Raw genomic sequence first — 13,358 nt, 5'->3', positions numbered from 1 at the left:
CCGGACCGGCACCGCCGGGCGCTGCTCTCGGCCGCCGAGGAGATCGGCGCCCGGCTGCGCGCCCTGGAGAAGGTCTGCCGTTCGCTCACCCTGACCGTGCGCTACGCCGACCGCTCGGCCACCACCCGCAGCCGCACCCTGACCGAACCGACCGCGCACTCGCCGGCGCTGACCAGGGCCGCGTACGGCATGTACGAGGCGCTCGGGCTGCAGCGCGCCCGGGTGCGGGCGATCGCCCTGCGCGCCGAGGGGCTCGACCCCGCCGAGCGGGCCGCCCACCAGCTGACCTTCGACCCGGTGGACGAGAAGGTCCGGCGCATCGAGGAGGTCGCGGACCGCGCGCGGGCGAAGTTCGGGCCGCGGGCGGTGATGCCCGGGGGGTTGGGCGGGGCGGCGGCGTAGAGCCGTCCCCCTGACGTCAGTTGGCCCACGGCGGCGTGATGCGGGTGCCGTCGGCCAGTCGTGCCTCCAGGCCGATCGAGGTGGTGACCCAGGAGTACGCGGTCCGGTCGGTGGGGTTCTCGACGGTCAGGGTGGCGCCAGGATGGACGATCACGGTGTCACCCGCCCTGATCCGCTCGGTGCGGCCGTCGAGGGTGATCAGCAGTTCGCCGTCGAGCAGATGGAAGATCTCCTCCCGGTTGACGGTGTGCGCCGGTGCCCTGAGGCCGGCGGGAATCTCGCCGCGCCAGGCGCACAGCTCCGTGCTGCCGCTGCGGGGCGTGGCGTGGGAGACGAAGCGGGCGCCGTGGATCTCGTGGGTGACGGCCTCGGACGAACGGACGACGGGCATGACGGCCTCCGGGGAACGGTAATGGTCAAGCTGCTTGACTATATGGTCAAGGCGCTTGACCACCGCGTCAAGGGTGTTTGAATGCGGGCGTGCAGAACTCCGAGGCCATGGCCCTGTCCGCCACCCTGCTCGCCGTCGCCGGCGGGCTCACACACCGCATCCACGAGGGCGTCCTCGCCCGCGGCTTCGAAGGGCTGCGGCCCGCGCACGGATTCGCCTGCGCCCGGCTCGCTCCCGACGGCGCGACGGTCACCGACCTCGCCGTCCACCTCGGGGTGACCAAGCAGGCGGCCAGCCAGCTGGTCGACGAGCTGGTCCGCAAGGGGTACGCCGAGCGGCGGCCGCACCCCGGGGACGCCCGGGCGCGGCTGGTCGTGCTGACCGGACGCGGATGGGAGTGCACCCGGGCCGCGGAGGAGGCGGCCGCCGAGGCCGTGGGGGAGTGGGAGGGTCTGCTGGGGGAGCCCGGACTGCGGTTGCTGCGCGAGCAGTTGCTGCGGATCGCGCCCCACGGGCCCGTGCGGCCCGCCTGGTGAGGGAGCGTCAGGCGGCGCCGGTTGCCACCGCGAGTTTTTACTGACGCGTAACTTCCCCCTTTGACTACTCACCCGTAACTTGACGAGTGAACAGCATCCCGTGATCCGGATCACAGGGCGTCGTGCCGTCGCACCTCCCTTGAGCCGCAAGGAGATCACCCGATGCTGCCCTGGAAACGAGTGCTCAGACCCCTGTCCGCGCTGCTGCTGACCGCCGCGGCCGTCACCGTCCCCGCCACCACCGCCCAGGCCGCCGGTGCCCCGGGCTCCGGCTGGAACGACTACTCCTGCAAGCCCTCCGCCGCCCACCCCCGCCCCGTCGTCCTGGTCCACGGCACCCTCGGGAACTCCGTCGACAACTGGCTCGGCCTCGCCCCCTACCTCGAGGTCCGCGGCTACTGCGTCTTCTCCCTCGACTACGGGCAGCTGGAAGGCGTCCCCTTCTTCCACGGCCTCGGGCCCGTCGAGAAGTCCGCCGCGCAGCTGAGGGACTTCGTCGACCGGGTGCTCGCCGCGACCGGCGCCGCCGAGACCGACCTCGTCGGTCACTCGCAGGGCGGCATGATGCCCCGCTGGTACCTGCGCTTCCTCGGCGGAGCCGCCAAGGTGAACGCCCTCGTCGGCATCGCGCCCAGCAACCACGGCACCGACCTGGGCGGCCTGACCCGCCTGCTGCCCTACTTCCCGGGCGCCGCCGACCTGCTCTCGCGGAACACGCCCGCCCTCGCCGACCAGGTCGCCGGCTCCGGCTTCCTGGAGAAGCTCAACGCCGGCGGCGACACCGTCCCCGGCGTGCGCTACACCGTCATCGCCACCAAGTACGACGAGGTCGTCACACCGTGGCGCACCCAGTACCTGAGCGGGCCGGACGTACGCAACGTCCTGCTCCAGGACCTGTGCCCGCTGGACCTGTCCGAGCACGTGGCCGTCGGGCTGTTCGACCGGATCGCCTTCCACGAGGTGGCCAACGCCCTCGACCCGGGCCGCGCCACGCCCACCACCTGCGCCTCGGCGTTCGAATGACACGTGTCAGGGAAACGTTTCGGGGCCTGTCCGGCCTGAGCCGCCGGACAGGCCCCGAGACCCTGGGTCAGCGGCCGTGCCGCCCGCCGCTCACGGCCCGGCGCCGGGCCGACAGGAACAGGGCCGACGCACCCAGCGCCAGCGCCGCGGCGCCGCCGATCGCGACGTACGGGGTGCTGCCGTCACCACCGGTCTCGGCGAGGTTCGCCGGAGCACCGGCCGCCTTCGGCGCGTTGGGAGCGGGGGCGGCCGCCTCCGTCTCGTCCCGGGTGGTGTCCCGCGGGGCCGACGCGGGCTCCGCCGAGGTGCTGGGGTCGTCGTCGCCGTGCCCGCCGTGCTCGATCGTCGACTTGTCGTTGCCCTGCTCGATCTGCTCCTCGGTGGGGGCGGAGGCGGACGGGGCCGGTGCGGCACCCCCGCCCGCGGACTCCCCGCCGCCCTCAGCCGCGTCGCCGCCCCCGGCCGTGTCGCCGCCCCCGGCCGCCGCACCACCGCCGAAGCTGACGTCCGAGCAGGAGTAGAACGCCTCCGGGCTGTCCGAGCGCTGCCAGACCGCGTACAGCACGTGCCGGCCGGAGCGCTCGGGCAGGCTGCCGGAGAAGGTGTAGAAGCCGCCCGTGGCCGCCGGGTCGGTGGACGTCGCCACCGGGTTCCGCAGGTCCAGGTCGCTCCAGGCGAGCGGCTTGGCCGGGTCGTAGCCGGGCTTGGTGACGTACACCTTGAAGGTGCCCTTGTGCGGGGCCGTCACCCGGTACTTGAAGGTGTGCGCGCCGCTCTTCACGGTGGTCGCCGGCCAGTCGGCGCGGGCCAGGTCGAGCCCCTTGAACTGCTCGTTGTTCGCGCTGCACAGCTTGCCGTCGGGTATGAGCTGCTGGTGGCGTCCGCCCGCGTCGCCGATGCGGACGCCGTTCCAGTCATAGAGGGCCTGGGTGCCGCCCGCCGCCACCGCCGCCTTGCAGGCGGCCGACTTCGGGCTCTCCGGCCCCTCGCCGAAGCACTGCGCGACCCGGCTGACGGGGTCGCCCATCGAACCGTGCGCGGACACCGGCGTGGCGGTCAGCGCGGTGAGGGCGAGCGGGAGGGCGCCGAGGGCGGCGACGCTGGCTACCGTGCGGCGTGCGGGCATGCGGGAACTCCTCGAAACGGTGCGTGGATCAGGGCCGGGCCCGAACGGGCCGAATCCCGTGGGGTGATCCGAAGCTAGTCCCCGGCGAGCGGGAAATCGCCTGCTGAGGACGGGGGGAGGAGATCCTTATGGTCGCGTTAAGGGAGTGCTCAGACTGGCATCAGGTAGGTACCGTCAGGGCATGGCGGACGAGGAGATCCGGCCGGCCGGCGCCGCCGACGCGCGGGCCGTCGCCGACGTGGTCGACGCGGCCTTCCGCCCCTACGTCGAGCGCATCGGCCGGGTTCCGCAGCCCATGGAGGAGGACCACGCGGCGAACGTGGCCGCCGGGAAGGTGTTCGTGACCGGGAATCCGGTGATCGGCCTCGTGGCCGTCGAGGCGTTCGCGGACCACCTCTTCCTCGACACCCTCGCCGTCCACCCCGTCGCGCACGGCACGGGGGTGGGACGGCGGCTGCTGCGTTTCGTGGACGCACGCGCGCGTGCGCTGGGGCTGCCCGAGGTCAGGCTCTACACGAACGCGCTGATGTGGGAGAACCAGAAGATCTATCCGAGGTACGGCTACGAGCTGGTGGAGCGCCGCGTCGACGGTCCCTACGACCGCGTCCACTACCGCAAGCGGCTGCTCCGACACGTCTCATGACACGTCTCACGAGGGCGCCGTGCGGTCAGCTGTCCGGCCACCAGGTGCGTGCGATGTCCTTGCGGACCTCCGGGCGCGCGGCGGGGCGCGCGTCGGCGTCGGCGTCCTCGCGGATCCGGCGGAGGTCGGTCTTCTTCAGGGGCTTGTGCACGGTCACACGGCGCATGGCTGCCTCCTTCAGGGTCTACCGGGTTCCGCGTTCTCACGGAGGTAGGCCTTTCGGGGGAGAGTTCCTCATCGCTCCTGGTCTGTCTGTGGCCGCCGTCACGAAGGGAGTGTCAGTGGTGGGTGTCACTCTTGGGCCCATGGCGAACGACCGTGACGGGATGACCTGGGCGGACACCGGCGCAGCCGTGGACTGGGACGCGCGGGCCGCGCTCTTCGACGAGCAGCCGGACCACGGGCTGCGCGACCCCGAGGTGCGCCGCGCCTGGGCGGAGCGGCTGCGCGGCTGGCTGCCCGGGCGCGCGGGTGACGTCCTCGATCCCGGCTGCGGCACGGGCAGCCTGTCACTCCTCGCCGCCGAGCAGGGACACCGGGTGACGGGCGTGGACCTCTCCACGGCCATGGTGCGGCTCGCCCGGGAGAAACTGGCTGGCCGTGACGCCGTGTTCCTCGTCGGTGACGCGGCGGCACCGCCGGTCGGGGAGCAGCGCTTCGACGCCGTGCTGGTCCGGCACGTCCTGTGGGCCCTGCCCGACCCGGCCCGTGCCCTGCGGCACTGGTACGGGCTGCTGCGGCCGGGCGGACGGCTCGTGCTGGTCGAGGGCGTGTGGGGGAGCACCGACCCGGTGGGCATACCGGCGGAGCGGCTCACCGGCCTCCTCGCCCCGATCGCCGGGCGGGTGCGCGTGGAGCGGCTGTCGGGCGACGCGCTGCTGTGGGGCGGGGAGGTCACGGACGAGCGGTACGCGGTGGTCGTGCCGGTGCGGTGAGCCGCCGTCAGGCGAGCAGCGCGGTGAAGCCGCCGCCGCGGGCCAGGGCCTCCAGCTCGTCCAGCGCGGCCAGGGCGGCCCGTGCCGCCACGGGGTCCGTCGCGGCGAGGCCGCTCGCCGCGAACTCGTCCTCGTCCAGGCGCCGCACGTCCGCGCCGTCCGCGGAGCGCCACAGGTCCAGGTCGAGGTCCTCCACGACCAGCTCCGCACCGGACAGGACGGCCGGGCGGGTGACGTCGCAGTACCAGCCCTTCAGCGCGCCCGTGGCGGAGCGGACCTCCTTGACCGCGTACCAGCGGTCGCGCCAGTAGTACTCGGTGAAGACGTCCCCCGGCTCGAAGCGGGCGAAGCCGAAGTCGCGGACGCCGGCGCCCGCCCAGGAGGCCCGCACGGCGAGCCGGGTGCCGTCGTCCGCGAGGAGTTCACCGGCGTACCGGATCTTCGTGCGGCCCGCCTTGACGAGCACCACGTCCAGCCGCGCGGGACGGTCAGAGTTCGCGGACATGGCGCACCTCCGTCGCGCCGATCTCGTACCCGAACCACTTGTTGATGGCGATCATCGGCCCGTTGCCCGTGTCGTTCCCGGTGAACGCCTCCGTGTACCCCGCGGCGCGCGCCCGGTGCAGGGAGTCGTTCTTGGCGAGTTTCGCCAGGCCCCGGCCGCGGAACTCCCGGGCGGTGCCGGTCATGGCGGTGCCGTAGCGGGTGCCGTCGGTGTGCGCCACGCTGAAGGCGGCCGGCCGGCCGTCGACGACGGCGACCGTCGTCAGGTCGCGGTCCAGCAGCGGGTGCCGCCAGTTCTCCTCCAGCCACGCCGCGTAGTCGGTGAACTCCACTGCGATGTCGCCGGGTTCGTCCGACACCACCTCCGCGTCCAGTTCGAACAGCGGGCGCGGGTCGTCCGCGAAGTCGGCGGCGGTACGCAGCTCGACGCCGGGCGGCGGGGCCTGGCGGGGCGGCAGGCTGCCCGCCGTCAGGTCGAGGCGGAGGAAGTGGGCGGACCGGCTGGCCCGGAAGCCGTGGCGCTCGGCGAAGGCGCGGTTCTCCGGCTCGTCCAGCACCCAGGCGAACAGCTTGGTGACCCCCAGCGCCGCGAGGCGCTCCTCGGCGGTGCGCAGCAGGAGCGAGCCGGCGCCGCGGTGCCTGCGGTCGGGACGCACGTAGATGTTGGCCGAGCCCTGGCCGGGCTCCGGGCTCTCGTGGGCGACGCTGACCTGGGCCGTGCCGATGATCTCCCCGTCCTCCTCGGCGACGAGCTGGGTGAAGTGGGCGTCCGGGTGGGCGTGGGTCAGGGTGTGCACCACGGACTCGGGCGTGGAGAGCATGAAGGGGAGGGCCAGGCGGCGGGTGGTGGAGAACCCCTCGGCGTCGGCTCGGACATCGGGTCGCAGGTCGCGCACGATCACGGTCATGGAGGCGCACGTTACGTCGGGGGGAGCCCCGGGTGCCTTTCATTTTCCGTCCCGTGCGGGACAATCGGCCCTGTGACCCTGAAGATCGACATCGACGACAGCGCCCCGCCGTACGAGCAGGTGCGGGCGCGGATCTCCGAGCAGGCGCGGTCGGGCGAACTGCCGGTGGGATACCGGCTGCCGACCGTGCGGGGGCTGGCCGAGTCGCTGGGCCTCGCGGCGAACACGGTCGCGAAGGCGTACCGCGCGCTGGAGGCGGACGGGGTGATCGAGACGCGGGGTCGCAACGGCACGTTCGTGGCCGCCGCCGGCGCGGCGGCGGAGCGGGAGCTGGCGGCCGCCGCCCAGGCGTACGTGGAACGGGCCCGCCGGCTGGGGCAGGGGGAGGACGAGGCGCTCGCCGCGGTCCGGGACGCCCTGCGGGCGGCCTACGGGCAATGACCGCGCCGCGCGCCGCTCACCTACGGACGCCGCGCGTCCCTCACGTACGGACCAGGTGTTCCGGCGTGCGGGTGATCTCCAGGCCCGCCGCCCTCCCCGTCCGCGCGAACGCCATCGCGTCCACCACGGCCGCGCCACCGGGGTCGTTGTTGAAGTACGCGTAGACGTCCTCGCCGTCCGGCCAGGTGGTGGCGATGCGGTCGAGCCAGGTGGCGAGGGAGCGGCGGCCGTAGCGGGGCCACGGGTGGGCCCGGCCCTGGTGGAAGCGGACGTAGCCCCAGTCGGCCGTGCGCCACAGCGGCGTCGCGGGGCGGGCCAGCACGTCGGCCCAGCACAGGGCGGCGCGCCGGGCCTCCAGGACCGCGCGGACCTGCGGCGTCCACCAGGAGTCGTGACGGGGCTCGACCGCGACCCGGGTCGAGGCCGGGAAGCGGGCCAGGCAGGCGTCGAGCAGACCGGGGTCGGCGCGCAGGGTGGGCGGGAGCTGCAAGAGGACCGGGCCCAGCCGGTCGCCGAGGCCCGCCGCGTGGGTCATCAGCCGGTGCACCGGCTCCTCGGGCTCCTTGAGCCGCTTGATGTGGGTCAGATAGCGGCTGGCCTTGACCGCCACGACGAAGTCCGGCGGCACCCGGCCGCGCCAGTCCTCGAAGGTCTCCCGGGACGGCAGCCGGTAGAAGGCGTTGTTGATCTCGACGGTGGCGAAGTGCCCCGCGTACTCCTCCAGCCAGAGCCGCATCGGCAGCCCGGACGGATACAGGACGTCCCGCCAGTCCTTGTACTGCCAACCGGACGTGCCGACGAACAGGGTCATAGCCCCATCAAAACACCGGCGGGCGCGGACCTCCTACAGGTACAGGCCCGCGTCGACGTTCCCGCGCGGCTCGGGCAGCGACGTCGGGGAGGTGCCCCGGCGCAGCGCGTACAGCTCCGCCAGCGTCGCGCCCTCGCGGCCGACGCCGTCCTCGCGGCCGAGCCAGCCCACCGCCTCCGCGCGGGTCAGCGGGCCCACCTCGATCCGGGCGAGACACCGGCCGGGGCGGACGACCGCGGGGTGCAGGCGTTCCAGGTCCTCGTTGGTGGTGACGCCGACCAGGACGTTGCGGCCCTGACCGAGCAGACCGTCGGTCAGGTTCAGCAGCCGCGACAGGGCCTGGCCCGCCGTGTGCTTGGCCTCGCCGCGGATCAGCTCGTCGCAGTCCTCCAGGAGCAGCAGCCGCCAGCGGCCCTTGCCCGTCGCGTCCTCCTCGCCGATGGCGATGTCCATGAGGTAGCCGACGTCGCTGAAGAGCCGCTCGGGGTCCAGGACGCAGTCGACCTGGCACCAGTCGCGCCAGGACCGGGCGAGCGTGCGCAGCGCCGACGTCTTGCCGGTGCCCGGCGGGCCGTGCAGCAACAGCAGCCGGCCCGCGATGTCCTCCGGGGTGGTCTTCATCAGCCGGTCCATCGCGTCCGCCACCGGCGCGGTGTAGTTGGGCCGGACCTCGTCCCAGGTGCCCGCCGCGATCTGGCGGGTCGTGCGGTGCGGTCCGCGGCGCGGGGAGACGTACCAGAAGCCCATCGTGACGTTCTCCGGCTGCGGTTCGGGCTCGTCCGCCGCGCCGTCCGTGGCCTGGTCGAGGATCTTCTGGGCCAGCTCCGCGCTGGTCGCCGTCACCGTGACGTCGGCGCCCCGGTTCCAGCGGGAGACCAGCAGTGTCCAGCCGTCGCCCTCCGCCAGCGTGGCGCTGCGGTCGTCGTCCCGGGCGGCGCGCAGCACCCGGGCGCCGGACGGCATCAGCGTCGCGCCGGAGCGGACGCGGTCGATGTTCGCCGCGTGGGAGTACGGCTGCTCGCCCGTGGCGAAGCGGCCGAGGAACAGCGCGTCGACGACGTCGGACGGGGAGTCGGAGTCGTCGACGGTGAGCCGGATCGGCAGCGCCTCGTGCGGGTTGTCAGGCATGCCGACATGATCCGGCACGGGCGCGCCGCGTGCACCCGGTTTCCGGGTGCCCGCGGCATGTCGCCGGGCGCAGGTCAGCCGCCGGAGCGCGCGAGGAGCCGGCGGGCCTGCCGGGCCCTGCGGACCAGGGCGTACCCCTTCGTCAGGGCCCGGTCGCCGGCGAACGTACGGGCGATCGCGCGGCCCTCGACCAGCCGTTCGAACTCCGCGATGCCCGTGCTGCGGCGCACCGTCACGCGCCGCAGGGCGTACGGCCCCTGCGCCCGGCGCGCGAGACCGTTGCCGACGGCGAGGGCCTGGGCGTAGCCCGTCTCGCGCACCGCCTGCCGTACCCGCCGGCTGGAGTAGCCGTACGGGTAGGCGAACGAGGCCGGTACGGTCCCCAGTTGGTCCGAGACGATCTCCTTGCAGTGGATCAGCTCGAACCGCAGGGTGGCGTCGGAGACCTGGTCGAGCTGCGGGTGGCTGTGGCTGTGCCCGCCGATCTCGACGCCCGCCGCCGTGAGCTCGCGGACCTGGTCCCAGTCGAGCATGGTGTCCAGACCGCCGCCGGTGTCGTACGGGCCCCTCAGCCACCCGGTCGAGACGAACAGGGTGGCCGGGAAGCCGTGCTCGACCAGGGCGGGCAGGGCGTGCCGGTGCACGCCCTCGTAGCCGTCGTCGAAGGTGATGAGGACCGGCCGGTCGGGCAGCGGGCGGCCGGCGCGCCAGCGGGCCGCGAGATCGGCCGTGGTCAGCGGGGTCATGCCCCGGTCCGCGAGCACCGCCATCTGCCCGGCGAACGCCTGCGGGGTCACGGACAGGGCACGGGTCGCCTCGTTCGGGTCGGTGGCGACCGCGTGGTACATGAGGATCGGTACGCGGGTGTCGTCACTCACGGGCCGTCACCTCCACGGCGGGCACCTGGAAGGTGGTGCCGCCGCGGCGTGCCCGGACGCTGCCGACGACGTAGCCGCCCGCCGCCGTCAGCGCCCCGGCCACGACCGCGCCCGCCCGTCCCGCGCCCCCGGGCCTGCCCAGCAGGGCGTCCCGCAGCCCCCGGGCGACCCCGGCCGGCAGCACCCGGGTGGCGTACCGGCGTTCGGACTCCAGGCCCTTGTCCGCGCCGACGCTCCGGGCCACCAGGGCCTTGGACAGGCCCTCGGCGTAGGTGCGCGTGCGGAAGTAGCGGAAGCGCTCGCGCACCTCGGGCACCCGGTGGTGGATGACGGCCCGGTCGTCGATCAGCAGCACCGCGTCGGGCCGGGCGCGGCTGAGCCGGATGCACAGTTCCGTCTCCTCGCAGCCCAGCGGGCGTTTGTCGCCGTCCCTGCCGATGCCGGTGGCGAAGCCGCCCGCCGTGTCGAAGGCGCTGCGCCGGAACGAGGCGTTGCCGCCCAGCACGTTGCGCACCCGGACCCGGCCGCGCGGCAGGCCCCGGTAGGTGCAGCCCACCACCCAGTCGAACTCCTCCGGGAACCAGCCGGGGCGCCGCCCCGACGCCCAGACCGGCACCGTGCGCCCGCCGACCGCCAGCACCCGGGGGTCCTCGTACGCCTCGGCGAAGTACCGCAGCCAGTCGCGCTCGGCCACGGCGTCGTCGTCGAGGAACGCCACGATCTCGCCGCGCGCGGCGGCAATGCCGGTGTTGCGGCCGGCGGACAGGCCGCGGGGGCCCGCGTTGGCGAGCACCCGCACCTCGTCGGCTTCCTTGTACTCCTTGCCGAGCCGGTCCAGCAGGGCCTGGTTGTGGTCGACGACCAGCAGCGTCTCCAGGGCCGGCCGGGACTGCGCCCGCACCGAGGAGACCGCCGCGAGGATGTCCTCCCAGCGGTCCTCGGTGTAGGCGCAGATCACGACGGAGACGTCGGGACCGCTCAACGCACCTCTCCCCGGACGGCGTCGAGCATCGGCGACGGTGCCGAACGGCGGCGCAGCGCCCGGCGGTTGGAGCGCTCCTTGAGGATCACCCTGAGCACCCGCAGCCCGTCGCGCACGGCCCGCAGGTTGCTGGTGCCGTGGATGCGCAGGTACTCGTGGCTCGGGATCTCCTGCACCTTGAGGCCGGCCTTGACCACCCGGATGTTCATCAGGGTCTCGACCTCGAAGCCGGTGCAGTCCAGGTCGATCTTGTCGAGGCAGTGCCGCCAGAAGGCGTTGTAGCCGTAGCACAGGTCGGTGTAGCGGGCGCCGAACTTGCGGTTGACGACCGTGCACAGCGCCCAGTTGCCCATCTTGCGGATGAAGGTCATGTCGTCGGTGCCGCCGCCGTTGGCGAAGCGGGAGCCCTTGGCGAAGTCGGCGCCCGAGACCAGGGCGGAGACGTAGGAGAGGATCTCGCCGCCGTCGGCCGAGCCGTCCGCGTCGACCATCACGATGATGTCGCCGGTGCATGCCTGGAACCCGGTGATCAGGGCGTCGCCCTTGCCCTTGCCGCGCTGCTCGACGACCTTGACCTCGGGCCACAGCTCGCGGGCCACCTCGACGGTGTCGTCGGTGGAGTTGCCGTCGACCAGGACCACCTCGTGGATCCAGTCGGGCAGGGTCTTGAAGACGTACGGAAGGTTCTCCGCCTCGTTCATGGCCGGGATGACCACGCTCACGGGCGGGGCTATCGCCAGGTGCGAGGAGACGGGCCGGTACTTGGCTGCGGTCGGCGGATGCTCTTCCGTCACGGCCGGCTGCAGAACTGAGCTCATGAGTCTGGTCCCTCTCGTCCGGTGGACCGCCCCCCCAGGGCAGTCCGGATCCAGTCCGGTTCGAAAGGGGGGTTCTCACCCGGGGCACGCCGACATGGAGCTTCGGCACGCCGGGTGAGCTGGCAAAGCTGGCCGGCCCCGGAAAACGGCAGCCGACCGCGCGGCACGGCCCGGAGCCCTTGCGGTCACCGAGCACGGCACCCCCCTACCGCGCCCCGCGCCGGTACGTCGCGGTCCTTGAGCCCTCCCCTAGAGCCGCGTACTGACGGACCGATGCGGGTGAGATGTATGACGGTATTGACGATTGAACCCGTATGGCAAGACCTGGAACGGCCTCTCACGTTTTTGATGGTTTGGTCGTTGCGGGAGGTGCGTCGTGGGGCGCAAGTTGACAGGTTCCCGCTCCACGAACGACCGTTCCCCGACAGGCGCGTCATGCCTGCCGGGGAACGGTCGTTCAGACGTTCGTGCTTACGGGACGAGCTGCAGCAGCCGGTTCGGCGAACCCGAGCCCGCGCTCGTGACCTTGCCGGTGACGGCGCCGCCCACCAGGGCCGAGGCGACCTGGGCCGGGGTGGAGGCGGTGTGGCCGGCCAGGTAGACCGCCGCCGCGCCCGCCACGTGCGGGGTCGCCATCGAGGTGCCGGAGATGGTGTTGGTGGCGGTGTCGCTGGTGTGCCAGCCGGCCGTGATGGACGAGCCGGGCGCGAAGATGTCCAGGGCCGAGCCGTAGTTGGAGTAGCTGGCCTTGGCGTCCGTGCTGGTGGTGGCGCCCACCGTGATCGCCTCGGCGACCCGGGCCGGGGAGGACGAGGAGGCGGTGGTGCTGCTGTTGCCCGCGGCGACGGCGTAGGTGACGCCGCTGGCTATGGAGTTGCGGACGGCCGTGTCGAGGCTGGTGGAGGCGCCGCCGCCGAGCGACATGTTGGCGACCGAGGGGCCCGAGTGGTTCCGCGTCACCCAGTCGATGCCCGCGATCACGCCGGCGGTGGTGCCGGAGCCGCTGTTGTTCAGCACGCGCACGCCCACGATCTTCGCCTTCTTGGCGACGCCGTAGGTCGAGCCCGCGATCGTGGTGGCCACATGGGTGCCGTGGCCGTTGCCGTCGGAGGCGTTGGTGTCGCCGTCGACGGCGTCGTAGCCGTGGGCCGCACGGCCGCTGATCTGCTGGTGGGTGATGCGCACACCGGTGTCGATCACATAGACCGTCACGCCGCTGCCGGCGCTGTCCGGGTAGGTGTAGGTGCCGGAGAGCGGGAGCGAGGCCTGGTCGATGCGGTCCAGGCCCCAGGGGGCGTTGGTCTGGGTGGCGGCGAGCGTGACGCGCTGGTTCTGCTCGACGGAGGCCACCGCCGGGTCGGCGGCCAGCCGCCGGGCCTCGGTGGCGGAGAGCTCGGCGGAGTAGCCGTTCAGGGCCGTGCCGAACGTCCTCTCGACCGTACCGCCGTACTCCTTGACGAGGCCCTTGCCCGCGGCCGAGGACGCCTTCAGGCCGGCGCTCTTCTTGAGCGTGACGATGTAGCTGTCCTTGATCGCGGCCGGGGAGTCCGCGGCGAGCACCCGGCCCTCGGCGGGGGCGGCCTGGGCGGGGAGGGCGGTGAGGCCGCCGACGAGGGCGGCGGTCGCCGACAGGGTGATCGCGGCGAGTCCGAGTCTCTTGCTACGCAGTTGTGCCATTACGAGGGAGTCCTCCTCTAGGCGGCGCGCGCCTGGGTGGGGCGCGCGTCATGTGGGGGAGTGCGCGTGCTCGCGCACACGGCCGGGGGAGCGTCGCGTTCCGCTCCCGGCCGGAGTAAAGCGTCGACCATCTACCGGTGCAGAACAAGGGTGTT

16 protein-coding genes and 1 pseudogene are annotated in these 13,358 nt (G+C 73.2%); 6 read left to right on the top strand and 11 right to left on the bottom strand.

What is annotated here, in order from left to right; translation table 11 throughout:
- Positions 1-402, top strand: a pseudogene (locus RIN80_RS13050) (hypothetical protein); the annotation flags it as partial.
- Between the two features lie 16 nt (positions 403-418).
- On the opposite strand, the gene RIN80_RS13045 reads toward RIN80_RS13050, so the two are convergent.
- Positions 419-793 carry a cupin domain-containing protein gene (locus RIN80_RS13045; protein ID WP_309095745.1) on the bottom strand — a complete coding sequence of 125 codons (375 nt, stop codon included), beginning with the start codon at positions 791-793 and terminating at the stop codon, positions 419-421.
- 89 nt (positions 794-882) lie between these two features.
- Between RIN80_RS13045 and RIN80_RS13040 the strand changes: the two genes are divergently transcribed.
- Positions 883-1,329: a MarR family transcriptional regulator gene (locus tag RIN80_RS13040; RefSeq protein ID WP_309095744.1), complete on the top strand. Its 447-nt coding sequence runs from the start codon at positions 883-885 to the stop codon at positions 1,327-1,329.
- Positions 1,330-1,491: 162 nt separating this feature from the next.
- Positions 1,492-2,352: an alpha/beta fold hydrolase gene (locus tag RIN80_RS13035; RefSeq protein WP_309095743.1), complete on the top strand. Its 861-nt coding sequence runs from the start codon at positions 1,492-1,494 to the stop codon at positions 2,350-2,352.
- Positions 2,353-2,419: 67 nt separating this feature from the next.
- On the opposite strand, the gene RIN80_RS13030 is transcribed toward RIN80_RS13035, so the two are convergent.
- Entirely contained in the window at positions 2,420-3,478 is a 1,059-nt protein-coding gene (locus tag RIN80_RS13030) for a lytic polysaccharide monooxygenase (RefSeq protein ID WP_309095742.1), read from the bottom strand.
- Between the two features lie 181 nt (positions 3,479-3,659).
- On the opposite strand from RIN80_RS13030, the gene RIN80_RS13025 reads away from it, so the two are divergent.
- A complete protein-coding gene (locus tag RIN80_RS13025; RefSeq protein ID WP_309095741.1) occupies positions 3,660-4,121 on the top strand; it encodes a GNAT family N-acetyltransferase in 462 nt (153 codons plus the stop codon).
- A gap of 25 nt (positions 4,122-4,146) precedes the next feature.
- Here RIN80_RS13025 and RIN80_RS13020 read toward each other — a convergent pair whose 3' ends face one another.
- Positions 4,147-4,287, bottom strand: coding sequence for a hypothetical protein (locus RIN80_RS13020; protein WP_309095740.1), 141 nt, complete (start codon positions 4,285-4,287; stop codon positions 4,147-4,149).
- A 139-nt stretch (positions 4,288-4,426) separates the two neighbouring features.
- Between RIN80_RS13020 and RIN80_RS13015 the strand changes: the two genes are divergently transcribed.
- Positions 4,427-5,056, top strand: coding sequence for a class I SAM-dependent methyltransferase (locus RIN80_RS13015; protein WP_309095739.1), 630 nt, complete (start codon positions 4,427-4,429; stop codon positions 5,054-5,056).
- Positions 5,057-5,063: 7 nt separating this feature from the next.
- Here the strand turns inward: RIN80_RS13015 and RIN80_RS13010 are convergent, their stop codons facing one another.
- Together RIN80_RS13010 and RIN80_RS13005 are read right to left on the bottom strand one after the other, a co-directional pair.
- The gene (locus RIN80_RS13010; RefSeq protein WP_309095738.1) at positions 5,064-5,561 is read right to left on the bottom strand and encodes a DUF402 domain-containing protein; all 498 of its coding nucleotides are present in this window, start codon (positions 5,559-5,561) and stop codon (positions 5,064-5,066) included.
- The gene (locus tag RIN80_RS13005) at positions 5,545-6,468 is read right to left on the bottom strand and encodes a GNAT family N-acetyltransferase (RefSeq protein ID WP_309095737.1); all 924 of its coding nucleotides are present in this window, start codon (positions 6,466-6,468) and stop codon (positions 5,545-5,547) included. The genes RIN80_RS13010 and RIN80_RS13005 overlap by 17 nt, the downstream gene beginning before the upstream one ends.
- A gap of 72 nt (positions 6,469-6,540) precedes the next feature.
- Here RIN80_RS13005 and RIN80_RS13000 point away from each other — a divergent pair, with 72 nt between their 5' ends.
- Positions 6,541-6,909 carry a GntR family transcriptional regulator gene (locus RIN80_RS13000; RefSeq protein WP_309095736.1) on the top strand — a complete coding sequence of 123 codons (369 nt, stop codon included), beginning with the start codon at positions 6,541-6,543 and terminating at the stop codon, positions 6,907-6,909.
- Between the two features lie 40 nt (positions 6,910-6,949).
- Here the strand turns inward: RIN80_RS13000 and RIN80_RS12995 are convergent, their stop codons facing one another.
- The 6 genes from RIN80_RS12995 to RIN80_RS12970 form a co-directional block, all read right to left on the bottom strand.
- Positions 6,950-7,720: a DUF72 domain-containing protein gene (locus RIN80_RS12995; RefSeq protein WP_309095735.1), complete on the bottom strand. Its 771-nt coding sequence runs from the start codon at positions 7,718-7,720 to the stop codon at positions 6,950-6,952.
- 33 nt (positions 7,721-7,753) lie between these two features.
- A complete protein-coding gene (locus tag RIN80_RS12990; RefSeq protein WP_309095734.1) occupies positions 7,754-8,848 on the bottom strand; it encodes a DUF5925 domain-containing protein in 1,095 nt (364 codons plus the stop codon).
- A gap of 74 nt (positions 8,849-8,922) precedes the next feature.
- Entirely contained in the window at positions 8,923-9,696 is a 774-nt protein-coding gene (locus tag RIN80_RS12985) for a polysaccharide deacetylase family protein (RefSeq protein WP_309095748.1), read from the bottom strand.
- A gap of 22 nt (positions 9,697-9,718) precedes the next feature.
- Positions 9,719-10,708 (bottom strand): glycosyltransferase family 2 protein, encoded by a 990-nt coding sequence (locus RIN80_RS12980; protein WP_309095733.1) that lies wholly within the window; start codon positions 10,706-10,708, stop codon positions 9,719-9,721.
- Complete coding sequence (locus RIN80_RS12975; RefSeq protein WP_309095732.1) at positions 10,705-11,526, bottom strand: glycosyltransferase family 2 protein; 822 nt, start codon at positions 11,524-11,526, stop codon at positions 10,705-10,707. Before RIN80_RS12975 ends, RIN80_RS12980 begins: the two co-directional genes overlap by 4 nt.
- A gap of 471 nt (positions 11,527-11,997) precedes the next feature.
- Complete coding sequence (locus tag RIN80_RS12970; protein WP_309095731.1) at positions 11,998-13,203, bottom strand: S8 family peptidase; 1,206 nt, start codon at positions 13,201-13,203, stop codon at positions 11,998-12,000.
- Positions 13,204-13,358: the final 155 nt, after the last annotated feature.

Source organism: Streptomyces sp. (assembly GCF_031181705.1).
Lineage (GTDB): Bacteria > Actinomycetota > Actinomycetes > Streptomycetales > Streptomycetaceae > Streptomyces.
The sequence above is the reverse complement of the archived record's forward strand: the minus strand, read 5'-3'. Positions and strand labels throughout refer to the sequence as shown.

What these genes read in the sequence shown, in the direction of transcription:
- RIN80_RS13045 (WP_309095745.1), bottom strand. Translation starts at nt 793, where the DNA reads ATGCCCGTCGTCCGTTCGTCCGAGGCCGTCACCCACGAGATCCACGGC.
- RIN80_RS13035 (WP_309095743.1), top strand. Translation starts at nt 1,492, where the DNA reads ATGCTGCCCTGGAAACGAGTGCTCAGACCCCTGTCCGCGCTGCTGCTG.
- RIN80_RS13030 (WP_309095742.1), bottom strand. Translation starts at nt 3,478, where the DNA reads ATGCCCGCACGCCGCACGGTAGCCAGCGTCGCCGCCCTCGGCGCCCTC.
- RIN80_RS13025 (WP_309095741.1), top strand. Translation starts at nt 3,660, where the DNA reads ATGGCGGACGAGGAGATCCGGCCGGCCGGCGCCGCCGACGCGCGGGCC.
- RIN80_RS13020 (WP_309095740.1), bottom strand. Translation starts at nt 4,287, where the DNA reads ATGCGCCGTGTGACCGTGCACAAGCCCCTGAAGAAGACCGACCTCCGC.
- RIN80_RS13015 (WP_309095739.1), top strand. Translation starts at nt 4,427, where the DNA reads ATGGCGAACGACCGTGACGGGATGACCTGGGCGGACACCGGCGCAGCC.
- RIN80_RS13010 (WP_309095738.1), bottom strand. Translation starts at nt 5,561, where the DNA reads ATGTCCGCGAACTCTGACCGTCCCGCGCGGCTGGACGTGGTGCTCGTC.
- RIN80_RS13005 (WP_309095737.1), bottom strand. Translation starts at nt 6,468, where the DNA reads ATGACCGTGATCGTGCGCGACCTGCGACCCGATGTCCGAGCCGACGCC.
- RIN80_RS12995 (WP_309095735.1), bottom strand. Translation starts at nt 7,720, where the DNA reads ATGACCCTGTTCGTCGGCACGTCCGGTTGGCAGTACAAGGACTGGCGG.
- RIN80_RS12990 (WP_309095734.1), bottom strand. Translation starts at nt 8,848, where the DNA reads ATGCCTGACAACCCGCACGAGGCGCTGCCGATCCGGCTCACCGTCGAC.
- RIN80_RS12985 (WP_309095748.1), bottom strand. Translation starts at nt 9,696, where the DNA reads ATGTACCACGCGGTCGCCACCGACCCGAACGAGGCGACCCGTGCCCTG.
- RIN80_RS12975 (WP_309095732.1), bottom strand. Translation starts at nt 11,526, where the DNA reads ATGAGCTCAGTTCTGCAGCCGGCCGTGACGGAAGAGCATCCGCCGACC.
- RIN80_RS12970 (WP_309095731.1), bottom strand. Translation starts at nt 13,203, where the DNA reads ATGGCACAACTGCGTAGCAAGAGACTCGGACTCGCCGCGATCACCCTG.